At 43.0% G+C, this 12,660-nt stretch carries 4 protein-coding genes; 3 read left to right on the top strand and 1 reads right to left on the bottom strand.

Going from position 1 to position 12,660, the window contains the following annotated elements:
* Nucleotides 1-56 precede the first annotated feature (56 nt).
* The 3 genes from HMPREF1212_RS05595 to HMPREF1212_RS05585 all read left to right on the top strand — a co-directional run bounded on the left by HMPREF1212_RS05595 (nt 57) and on the right by HMPREF1212_RS05585 (nt 10,416).
* A complete protein-coding gene (locus HMPREF1212_RS05595) occupies nt 57-5,687 on the top strand; it encodes a T9SS type A sorting domain-containing protein (protein ID WP_046148704.1) in 5,631 nt (1,876 codons plus the stop codon).
* A 142-nt stretch (nt 5,688-5,829) separates the two neighbouring features.
* Nucleotides 5,830-6,714 (top strand): 23S rRNA pseudouridine(2604) synthase RluF, encoded by an 885-nt coding sequence (rluF, locus tag HMPREF1212_RS05590; protein WP_046148703.1) that lies wholly within the window; start codon nt 5,830-5,832, stop codon nt 6,712-6,714.
* Nucleotides 6,715-7,761: 1,047 nt separating this feature from the next.
* Nucleotides 7,762-10,416: an InlB B-repeat-containing protein gene (locus HMPREF1212_RS05585; protein ID WP_046148702.1), complete on the top strand. Its 2,655-nt coding sequence runs from the start codon at nt 7,762-7,764 to the stop codon at nt 10,414-10,416.
* 79 nt (nt 10,417-10,495) lie between these two features.
* Here the strand turns inward: HMPREF1212_RS05585 and HMPREF1212_RS05580 are convergent, their stop codons facing one another.
* Nucleotides 10,496-12,604 (bottom strand): dipeptidyl-peptidase Dpp5, encoded by a 2,109-nt coding sequence (locus HMPREF1212_RS05580; protein ID WP_198293252.1) that lies wholly within the window; start codon nt 12,602-12,604, stop codon nt 10,496-10,498.
* Between the last annotated feature and the right edge of the window lie 56 nt (nt 12,605-12,660).

The following is a 12,660-nucleotide window of genomic DNA, read 5'->3' as shown; positions in this document are numbered from 1 at the left end:
CTTACCTAGATAGATTCCATATAAAAAACAGATATAACAACTAAATTAAGAATACAATGAAACGAAATAAACTAATATACGACAGATGGCTCCGGATGCTCTTCCTGTCGTTCGCCCTGCTGGTTGGCGGAGGCGGCTGGATGGCTTGGGGACAAGAGGTTGTGGATAGGCCGGAAATTTCTCTGACTTTTTCAAAAAATCATGAAGAAGTGCATGTAGAAGAAAAGATTATTTATGTTGATCCTGATAAGCCACGTGTGTTGTCGATCCCGGTATTGAATACAAATACGAAGGGAAGCAATACTACCAATAGAAGTAAGTATGATAATTCTTACAACTGGTTTGTTCATTGGTATGTAAAAAACGGGAACAATTTTATAACAGATAGAATAAAACATCATTCAATAACTGTCACCAAGACTGATGCTTCTAATAGAGGAAGTACTTTGGGTATATGTAATACAAATAATAAAAGTGCATACCAAACACACGACTATTTTATTTCGGTTACAAATACCAAGGGGTTGATTTGGTCAAATCGACTAAAAGATGAAAAAGTTATAAACGAGCAAACAAATGGAGAACTCGCTAGCTACACAGATACTTATCCTGATGATCAGAATAAGTATAAATATGGCTTAGGAATCGATGCCTCTACTATAGCCTATACATTGCCAAAAAACTATGAAGATGGTGATATAGTGTATTGTGATGTGAGTATTTATCAGGATGGTGAATGGAATAATACAAATAAATCATATACAGAACCCACCCTGTTAAAACGATATAAATATGTAATCCAAAAGGCTGATAAGTGTCCTTCTTATAAGCAGGAGACAACAAGTTATGATGTAGATTTCCCACAAGATGCTCCTGCTATAAATGTATCTATGCCTTATACACCGGATAATTATTTCTGGTTTGATGAAGATAAAGTTCACCAAGGATCTGATTTTGAATATCGAATAAATAGTGAGAGTGATGGTGCATTTAAAAAATTTCATCTTACGACTAAAAAAGCGGAATTGAAAATGCAACAGACGCAGAGAATAGAAATAAAAGATGAATTAAAAAATAAAGATTTAAAGATAGATATTCGAGCCATTTGTAATGAAACTACCCCCCATCAAAGCAAGGTTATTGCCACTTTTAATTTTCATCCGATTACGAATGCCAAGTTTATGTTAGAAAGCGAATTTAGTGGTATTGACAAGCAAAATCATGACAGATGGCCCAGAGGGAATAGTAAGAAATATCAACAAATTGGGCTTGTCAGTTTTGATCAAAATACAGAAGATAAATTGCCTACAAATATAGTGTCTGGTGATAATATGTCGGATAACCCCTTAGGTTCTTTTAACCAGTCTGAAACGACTTACGGATTTATATATAAAAATGGAAAATCTTTATTGGATATTTCCGACAAAAGTTATACTTCATATCCGGGAATGTATGGCTTATTTAGAAGTGCGAATGCATTATATTCTAAACATGATGGCCTTTGTTCAACAATAAACAATGTAAACAGACGCTATAAGTGGTTAACACCCCAGATAGATAACCTATATTATAAAATTCCTAACTATCAAAGTACAGAATTGTATGACCGAACCTATTCAGTGACAAGCGAAAAAGGAGAAGGAAAATACGGTTATTTTTATTACGTAGATGCAACAGATGAACCCGGAACTTTAGTTTCTATTCCAATAGAAGGTACTATCTGTGGAAATACGGAATTGACAATTACCGGATGGTTGGCAGATATGACGCGCCCTGGATGTGATGTATGGACAGCTGGTCTTCCTTTGCCATTAGCTCCAAACTTGAATGTGATACTTAAAGGAAAAAGCGAAAAGGGAGAAGATATTGTTCTTCATCGGTTTACTACAGGAGATGCATTAACAGACTACACTGGTGTAAATGAACTTAATCCTCCCAATAATAGCCAAGCAACAAAAACAGAAGAACAAAACAATCCAAATAAAAATAAGTATAATAAAAACCTCATGCAATGGCAACAATTCCATTATAAGTTTGTCGTTCCTGAGAACAAGATCGAAGGTTGTATTCCTAATAACTTCTACCTGGAAGTTCAAAACAACGAGCCCCACACCGACGGAGCCGACTATGCCATCGACGACATCCGTATCTTCAAAAGAAAGCCGGAAGTTGAAATCGTGCAAGCCGGCGACTTGTGTGATACAGATCTAAACACGGTCAAATACGGTACAAGTTATAGTAATATAATGCGTATAATGGGGTTGACCGAAAACATAAAAGTGGATGGTATAAATAAAGATGTCGAATGGGATGATGATACCTTGCCTAAAGAATTGAGAGATTATATAAGTAGACAATATCCAGGTAACGAAAAAGATGCTGTAGAATATTTTACAAAAATCTATTATTCAGTTTACGAAGATGGCAAATTAGACAACCCCATTTCAATTGATTACGATGGTGATGGGGAAAAAGAACTTTGCCGTGTTTCCTATCTTTCTACTCGTATAAAAGATATGGCCTGGGTTGATTCGTCGATTGAAGATGCGGGGAAAAATTCGACGGATAAAATCTATTCTCTGCCTCTTGATATTGGTAAATATTTCGATCCTAAAAAAAAGTATATAGCCAGAATTTCCACTCAGCCGATAGGTCACCCAAGTGTGCCTACCCAGTGTGATGATTGTGCTTTAATCGGAGATCCGTTTCTAATTTCCGTCACGGGAGATCGCTTTACAATATTTGAAGGCGACAAGTTGGATACTGAAATCTCATCGCCGGAAAATGCGGAACAGGGAAAAAGATATAAAATAGCCGGTAATTTCCGATATTTGGATAACGGAACATGGACGACATTGAAAGATGCCAAGTTTGACTGGTTTATTGGAGATGTCGTAGAATTTAATACAAAAACAGTACAAGTATCTGGTAAGACGTACACAATAGCAGAGGCACTAAAGCGCCATTCTACAGATACGGATCAGAGCGATGATATAAAAAGAGCTTTAATCACTTATGGAGAAGAATATAACAAGGATACAAAAAGCGGAAAATTTATTTTTGATACCCCGTCTTTTGAGTACTACATGGTAAACAGATACCAAACAATTATAGGTTTGCCACAAGCTCAACAAAAAGATAGTAATGATAATGCGATTGATGAAAATTTGTATTGCCCGGACCCTGTCGTAATCCAATTAGGTCCGAATCCTCCGACTATAGAGCCGGGTGATCCCGACGTACCCAATCCTAAAGATCCGGATGATCCCAAAGACCCGGACCCCAAAGACCCGGATAATCCTGACCAGCCGGATGATTTGGGAGGCAAACATGTCCGCTCTGTCCGTGTCGGCTTTGTTCAGATAAAAGATATGCAAGCGAACAATGGAACATTGCGTATTCCGATTTATACCCGCAAATCGGAAAAGGGTGAGACATTCGCCAAGGCTGCAAATACCAACATAACGGTTTTGAAGACTTCTGATAAGAACTATAATAACTCAGATCCGGTTGCAACTTTGGAGGAACTTGTCGATAAGGCTATAACAGCAGCCTGGGCTACAAATTATTTCAAAATCAAATTCAACCAGAAAGCCGTTGACAACTTCAAAGAAGGTTTTTGGTATATGGTCGATATACCTTATTCCGTAAAAAATGAAGAAAGTAATACCACTTATACCGGTTCTTTCCAACTCACCCTCAAAATCGTCCCCCAATACGTGACGTGGGTAGGAAGCGTAGAAGGTATGCACAACTGGAACAACGACGGGCCGAAGCATTGGAGACGGTCTAATAATAGTGAACTTTACATATCAGGTAATAATACGGAGGCAGAGGCAAATGGTACACACGATGAAGCCTACACCCCGATGCGTTTCACGAAAGTGACGATTGCCGATAATGGTGGTACAGCTTATGCCGCCTATCCGCATTTATACAAATTGAGCAAACGGACAACAGATCCGAAAGCCTTGTTGGATATGGCTCCGGCAAACATGGATGCAACTATCGGTGCCGCCACCAAGAACATCGAGTACGATTTGCTTGCCGACCCTGATTATGAACAAGAGTTGTTCGGAAGTGTAGCTAATCCGGATAAAGCCAGTTCAATTCACAACTACTCCTGCGTACGCTTCTACGGCAACACTTGCAACGAAATCTACATCAAGCCCGAATCGGAAATCCTGCATACGGAATACCTGACCTACAACAAGGCTCATGTAGATTATGAAATGTCTCCGAACCGCTGGTACATGCTCGCATCGCCCTTGAAAGGCGTGGTGTCGGGGGATATGTATTTACCGATAGGAACTTCGACAGTAGGTAAGTATGCACGTCAGGAAACACCGGCGTTTGGGGAGATCAACTATGATAACACAAACTATACCCGTTGGAATCCGGCTGTCTATATGCGCGGATGGGATAAGGCAACGGCTACGGTTGTTCGTCCCGATGGTTCTGGTTCTACAAGAGTCAACTATGGAATCAAAGGCAGTTGGTCGAACTTGTATAACGATGTAGATGTTCCCTTCACACCGGGTACGGGATTTTCTATTGGGACAAAGACGGCTGGTAGTACTACTAATAAAGTGTTGTTCCGTCTGCCCAAAGCGGATATGAAATATAAATATTATGGTAATACGAGTAGTAGTGAAGGAAATGAAACATCGTTGACTAATCGTACAGATAATGGTCGTTTTTATATCAGTCCGGACAAACAAGGGAAAAGTGCTGTTACTTCTTGTAATGTTTCGGCAACCGGCGGTATGTTCGGCAACCCGTTCATGTCGCATCTGGATATGGCGAAGTTCTTAAACGGTAAGTCAACAAATACTTACTATATCATGACCGCTACAGGTACGACTGCCCATATCCTGGGTGATGAATATTCCATCTCGACAAGTGATACAGATCCTAAGTATGTCGCTCCTCTCCAGTCATTCATCGTGAAGGATCTGGCTTCTGCCACTTTCACCACCGACATGATTGCGAAAGCCCCGGCAACCGGAAAACCAGGTTTGCGATCTGCTACCTCCTCCCCTGCTGATGAACCCCTGCCGCAATTGCGCATCACCGCCACCCGCGACGGCGTTCGCAACACCGCAGTCGTAGCCGGCCTTGTTACCGCATCGGACAGCTATGTAGAGGGCGAAGATGCCGCCTTGCTGATCAACGAGGAAGTATCCGCCCCGCAGGTCTACACACTTGCCGGTAATCAGATGACTGCTATCAACGTAACTCCGGAACTAGCTGAAATCCCGGTAGGTATCCATAGTAAAAATGCTACCCCCGTAGAGTTAAGCTTCAAAGTATCGGGAGCCATGCAGAATGTGACACTTGTCGACAAACAGGCTGGCAAGAGCTATCCGGTAACCGACAATCTGACATTAACCGTTCCGGGCAATACTTCCGGACGTTATTTCCTGAACGGATCAATCGCTACATCAAACGAGATTGTGGCCCAAAACCGGATCATATTCTACAGCGGTACAAAAGGACGAATAGACATCTCGTCTACCGACCCTCTGACAAAGATAACGGTTTACGATATCTCCGGTAGACAGATACGCGTCTTGAACTACATCAATGCTCCGGTAGCTGCTATCGAATATTTACGACCCGGCATTTATCTGGTACAAGCAGAGAGTATCACCCAAACCGTTACAGAAAAAGTAGATGTAAAGTAACGAAAGATTGTTCACTTTATAATAAAAAGCAAGACTATCTGATTTCTACTCTCAGATAGTCTTGCTTTTTTATCGAGATGGAGAAGGTTCAATAAATTGTATTATCTTTGCGCCTTCACCAATTCAGATTCCTAATTTCACTATGCAAATACGAATAAATAAATACATTAGCGAAAGCGGATTCTGTTCGCGACGTGAGGCTGACAAATATATCGAGCAAGGCGCAGTCACCCTTGACGGAAAAAAGGTAGAAATGGGAACCCTGGTCTTACCCGGACAGGTGGTTAGGGTATTTGGTGAGATCATCAGCGGCAAGGCGGAGTCTATTATCATTGCTTACAATAAGCCGGTAGGCATTGTAAGCACGACCGATCCTGCTGAAAAGGATAATATAGTGAATGCCATCGGACATTCCGAACGTATCTTTCCGATCGGACGGTTGGACAAAGATTCACAGGGATTATTACTACTCACCAATGAGGGCGATATAGTCAACAAGATATTGCGTGTCAACAACAATCACGACAAGGAATATTTCGTAACGGTAGACAAGCCGGTTACAGCCGATTTCATTAAACGCATGCAAGGCGGCATCCCGATCCTGGGAGTCGTTACGCGCAAATGCGAAATTACGCAGAAAGGTTCCAACTCATTTATGATCGTTTTGCGCCAGGGGCTTAACCGCCAGATCCGCCGTATGTGCGAGTATCTGGGGTATAATGTAACCAAGCTGCAACGCACACGTATCATGCACATCCATCTGAACGATCTGAAAATCGGACAATACCGCGACCTGACTCCTGCCGAGACAGAGACTCTATATAAGAAGATCGCCAACTCGGTAAAAACAGAAGAAGCGTCTGCCAAGAAAGGCAAGCCTGCGGGAAAAAGTAACGCGACTGCTAAAAAGAACACAAGCGCTAAAAAAGAACGTCCGACAACGGGCAACTTTAAACCGGGCAAACCGGCAGCCGGAAGAAAGACTTCTTTCAATCCTAAAAGCAAAACGCAAAGACGTTCGAGATAACCGGTATCCAGGCATTACCCTAGTCTGTTTGCGAAGGCTACCTATAATGTTTTAGTCAAATCAACTATCACACTATCACTTTACGAGATATACAATTATATATCAGGAGATTACTCCGTGATAGTTAGTCAATTTAACTATCACTCATCTATCACGCAACCATCACTTTAACTGTATTTTAACCAAGCGGCAACATTCTTTAACTGCGTATCAATGCTTATTACGCCTATGCATGGCGTCTTATACTTCGTTTGCTCCCTATCTATTTGCAAAAAACATATAGACTTAATTCACCCGGATGTAGACTTCTTGTTATCAAGATGCCCGTTTCAGCCTATTTCACCCCCCCATGTTGACGATGCTCACACCCGGATCTCGACACCCTCGACACCCGGATGTCAAACAACACATATTACTATATCACTGAATTTCAGCCATATACTTACTCAAAATAAGATACTACCTATGCAACTTTTTATGTAGGGAGTGATAGTAGTGTGATAGATAAGTGATGGTTAAATTGACTAACTATCACAAGTTAAAATACTTACATACAATATATTATAAGTAAAAGTGATAGTATGATAGTTGTTTTATCAATATCAATGTGTAATGCCAGGTATTTATCAGCACTCTGTTTTCAACGGATGCAGAAAATTGATTCACTTTTGTTTGCATAATCGGAAGGTTCTCTCTACTTTTGCCCCTGTACCCTGGTATAGCGATACCGGAAGGTACATTTTATTGATTACGAGAAGCGTTTTTAAGATATTATCCTCTGTTTGAAACTTCGACACTTTCATATATACCGGATAATAGACAACAAGAACGCTCACGTTCCTTTCTTTGTTATATACAAGTATGTGCTAACCATACTTATATTTCAATAAAGGGCGTGGGTTGTTGTTTATATCGGTATATAGGGCAGTCGAAGGCCTCAAACGGAGATATATCAACAGTTCCTACGCCTTCTTTATTTTTATAACCATCCACTCCGGGAACTGATGGATCCTAAAGTCCGGCAAACCAACGGACAACATGTGATTTATGGCAAAGAATGTGATTTATCTTATTTCTTTTCTTATTTGTTCCATCGTAACCCAGGCACAAACCACAGCTTGGTATGGCACAGCTGCAACTAAAATAGTCAATGCCGGCAACGGAACCGGCACGGAAGATAATCCGATCGAAATCGCCTCGGCTTCGGAACTTGCTTACCTGGCACAACAAACGAATGCCGGAGGAAAAGAGCTTACACTTGAAAACGGAGGGACGATAAACGGTAAAACAAACTTTCAAGGTGTTTATTTTAAGCTGACGGAAGATATAGACTTAGGGGAGCAGGCATGGACACCTATCGGCAAAAACAACAGCAATCCTTTCAAAGGTATATTGGATGGAGATGAAAAGACGATCCGTAATCTAGCTGCCATTAGTACCGATGATAATAATTATGCCGGTTTATTTGGGCGTATAGAGAATGGTAGTGTTCAAAATTTACAGATCGAAATAGCATCAACAGATTTACATGTGCAAGGTGTGGATAATATCGGTACACTGGCCGGTTATATTACGAATAGTAAAATAACAAAATGTGGGGTAAAAGGAGGAAACATAACAGGTGATGAACCCAGTTCCATTCAATTAGTTGTAGGCGGCCTAGTCGGACAATTAATAGGTAGTGAGATAACGGATTGTAACATTACCACCGATGTAAAAGCAGTTCTTTCGAATGCTTCAGCCCTTTCTGCCGGAGGGATTATCGGAATAAATACAGGTTCATCTATCACTAATTGCCAATATTCAGGTTCCGTTATGGCTGTCGATGAGCGGAAGGATGACACTCCTAACAGTTATGCCGGTGGTATTTCCGGCGCAAGCGATTTACAAGCTGTCGGTGGCTCTCCCAGAACCAGCACAATATCCGAATGTACCGTTCATGTAGATATCTCAGCAGGAGCTCATGCCGGAGGAGTTGTCGGATATTTCACAGAAGGAGACGTTGAAAAGTGTACAGTCGAAGGTGTTATTGACACAAAAGAAACCGGTGGTCAGGCCGGTGGTATCATGGGACGTAATAAATGGGGAGGAACCGTAACGGATTGTTACAATTCTGCTTCCGTAACATCTTTATATGCAGCAGGGGGAATCGTTGGCTATGAATATACGACCTATCTTTTCGCTATATCTAAATGTTGGAATTCTGGTGACATCACAGCGCCTATTGCAGGTGGAATTGCCGGAATGATAGGCCTTGGTACCATCCAAGAATGTTATAGTTCCGGAAATATAATAGGTAAAGACCCGACAGGTGGTATTGCTGGTGGTATTGCCGCATATGCTATATCTGAAACAATAAAAGATTGTTCTTCGTCGGCAAACGTAATAGCCGAGAGAGACGGGAATGCACAATCCTTTGCAGGAGGTATTATCGGATTAGGTGATAAATATGACTATTACAATGGAACTTGCATCCAGAATTGTTATGCCACAGGCAAGATAACTTCAAATTTTGCCGCAGGCGGAATAGCCGGTCTGAATCAGGGTGAAGGCAGTATAATTAATTGCATAGCATTAAACAAAGAGGGAATAGGCGAAATCACTGAAAGCCAATCTCTCCTGAAATCTACCACCGGAGTGTATGGACGCATTACAGCAGAAAAACAAGGTACACTCACCTCGAATTTTGCCAGTCCCCTTATCCCCGGCAATTGGAGTAATGAGGCAACCGGCAAAGACGGAGACGATCTCACTTCCGATAACTTTACGAAAGATGCCGGAAACGCCTTCGACCAATGGGACGATACAAACGTTTGGTCGTTCGACCCTTCCGGCACAAACCTTCCGGTATTAAAAGCCTTTGGCGAAAACACAGGGGGCAGTCAACCGGAAAAACCGGTACAACCCAATATTCCCAAGTCTGATTTCTTAGCTTTTACCCTTACATACGACACACCACAGAATGGTACAATAACCGTATCGTCTCCTACCCAGAATTCTATCCCGGCAGGTTCGCCCATTTCCGGAGGTATGGTTCTAACTATCACTGCTACTCCCAATACAGGATATAACTTAGCCAGCCTAAAAGTGAACGATACGGATTTTACTTCAGGCGATGCCTATATTGTCAACTCTGATGTAAAAGTGGAAGCGACATTCAATAAGATTCCGGAGCCAGAACCGGAACCAAATCCAGAACCAGGGCCGGGCCCGGATTATCCGATAACCTATTATTCAGTCATACTCCCGCAAGTAGAAGGCATTACGACCGATCCCGAAGCCGGCGAATACGAGGTAGAAAGTTGGAGCAGTTTCCGCTTTTACCTGACACTCGCCCCCGAATACGACCAGTCGACACCCATCGTCACAACCGATCGGGGCGAAACGATTACACCCCGTACGAGCGATGGAGCATACCTTATAAAATATGTACGAAGCAATGTGGAAATATTTATCGATGGCGTTGTAAAGAATACCGGTTCGGTAGCTAACGGCTCGGTTGAGGCTGACGGCATTAATATCAGAGCATCGAAAGGCATCTTAGATATCCATGTCCCGCAACCGGAAACCGTATCTGTCTATTCTTTCTCTGGTCTCCTTCTGCACAGCCGGGAACTGGTTGCAGGCGACACCCATCTCCCAATGCCTTCCGGCACTTACATCGTCAAGGTCGGAGATAAAGTGGTAAAGGTGATGTTCTAACAGGAGTGAATACAAAAAGCTCGTATTAAGGTAGTTGCGTTTCCTTAATACGAGCTTTTAAATATACTCTTAATTTATATTAGTTTTTCTTCAACCACTGATCCAGCCATTCGAAGAAAGTACGTTGCCATAGTACGCCGTTCTGCGGTTTCAATACCCAGTGGTTTTCATCCGGATAGATCAACAGTTCGGCAGGAACGCCGCGAAGCACGGCAGCATTGAAAGCAGCCATTCCCTGACCGGCAAGGATACGGTAGTCTTTTTCTCCGTGGATACACAGGATCGGGGTATCCCATTTATCTACAAACAAATGCGGAGAGTTGGCGAATGTACGCTGAGCCACCGGATTATTCTTTTCCCAGTAAGCGCCGCCCATATCCCAGTTGGCAAACCACATTTCTTCTGTTTCCAGATATTGCATTTCCATATTGAAGATGCCATCGTGGGCAATGAAAGCCTTGAAGCGTTTGTCGTGGTGACCGGCTAACCAATATACGGAGAAACCGCCGAAGCTGGCACCTACACAACCCAGGCGATCGTTATCTACATACGGTTCTTTCGCCATTTCGTCGATAGCCGTAAAGTAATCCTTCATACACTGGCCACCGTAATCGCCGCTGATGGCTTCGTTCCATTCTTTACCGAAGCCCGGCAAACCACGGCGGTTCGGCGCTACGATAATATAATCGTTGGCTGCCATGATCTGGAAGTTCCAACGATAAGACCAGAACTGGCTGACCGGACTCTGCGGCCCACCCTGGCAGAACAGCAAGGTAGGATATTTCTTATTCGGGTCGAAGTTGGCAGGATAGATCACCCAGGTAAGCATTTCCTTGCCATCGGTTGTCTTCATCCAACGTTCTTCTACTTTACCCATTGTCAGCTGGTCGTAGATGTGCTGGTTTTCAGTTGTCAGTTGAGTAACGGCATGATCTCCGTCGAGAGCGATCGCATAGATCTCATCCCCCATACTCATGGAGTGACGTTTTGCCAGCAGCTTGTTGTTGCCACACAAAGTTACCCCTTCGTAATCATACATTCCGCTTGTCAACGGAGTGATCGTATTGTTTGCCGCCAGGTCGACCTGATATACCTGAGTCTCGCCATGCCATACACCGGTGAAATAGATTGTCCGGGCATCGTTACTCCAGCAGAATCCGTCGACACTGGAGTCGAAAGCCTTACTAACGAAAGTCTTTTTGCCTGTTTCAAGGTTCATCACCATCAAACGGTTCTGATCAGACTCGTAGCCATCGTGCTCCATACTTAACCAGGCAATACTTTTACCATCAGGCGAATACTGCGGGTTGGTATCGTATCCCATCATCCCTTCACTGATATTTACAGTCTGCCGGGTATTCAGATCATATACATAAATATCGGAGTTGGTAGAAAGGCTGTATTCTTTTCCCGTTTTCTTACGGCTGGTATACGCTACCTTGTCGGACGTGGTATTCCATGCCAGTTGTTCGATACCGCCGAAAGGTTTCAACGGCGATTCAAACAGTTCGCCTTCCATCACATCGACCGGATTGCTGATCTTGCTGCCATCGAAGTCGGCGACAAAAGGATGCGGGGCAGTTGTCACCCATTCGTCCCAATGCTTGTACATCAGGTCGGTGACAATGACACCGGTCGCTTTATCCAGATCCGGATATTTGTCGGCTGTGCTCGGTACCGTCTTTACCTGCGAGATAAAGAGGACTTTCTTTTCGTCGGGCGAGAAGGCAAAACCTTCGATATCACCGTCATAGTCGGAGAGTTGTTTGCGGTCGGTTCCGTCCGGGTTCATTTCCCAGAGCTGGCTGCTGCCGCTTTGGCCTGAAAGGAAAGCGATCTTTGTACCGCCTTTGATCCAGGTAGCTTCATTTTCCGAGAAGGGAGTGTGCGTGATCTGCTTGTTATCAGATCCGTCAGCGTTCATAACAAACACTTCCCGGTTACTTGTGTTCAACGGCACACTGTAATAAGCGACCGTATAAACCACTTTCTGTCCGTCCGGAGAAACATTCATTCCTCCGATACGTCCCATAGCCCAAAGAGCTTCGGGTGTCATCCGTCCGTCGGTAATCTTGATTTCCGAACGTCCGATAACGGGTCTTGTGTCCTCTGCTTTTTTAGCATCCTGGTTACAAGCACCTAGTAATACGGATGTTGCCATAACCATTGTTGCAATAGATTTATTCATGTACATTATAATATATTATATTCTGTGTGCGAAATTAGTAAATATAATTTATATCT

Origin of the sequence: Parabacteroides sp. HGS0025, from assembly GCF_000969845.1 — a bacterium.
Taxonomy (GTDB): Bacteria; Bacteroidota; Bacteroidia; order Bacteroidales; family Tannerellaceae; genus Parabacteroides; species Parabacteroides gordonii.
This window is presented reverse-complemented; position numbering and strand designations above follow the sequence as displayed.

Excerpts from the sequence above, each read along its gene's own strand:
- HMPREF1212_RS05595 (WP_046148704.1), top strand. The coding sequence starts at position 57 with ATGAAACGAAATAAACTAATATACGACAGATGGCTCCGGATGCTCTTC.
- HMPREF1212_RS05580 (WP_198293252.1), bottom strand. The coding sequence starts at position 12,604 with ATGAATAAATCTATTGCAACAATGGTTATGGCAACATCCGTATTACTA.
- rluF (WP_046148703.1), top strand. The coding sequence starts at position 5,830 with ATGCAAATACGAATAAATAAATACATTAGCGAAAGCGGATTCTGTTCG.
- HMPREF1212_RS05585 (WP_046148702.1), top strand. The coding sequence starts at position 7,762 with ATGGCAAAGAATGTGATTTATCTTATTTCTTTTCTTATTTGTTCCATC.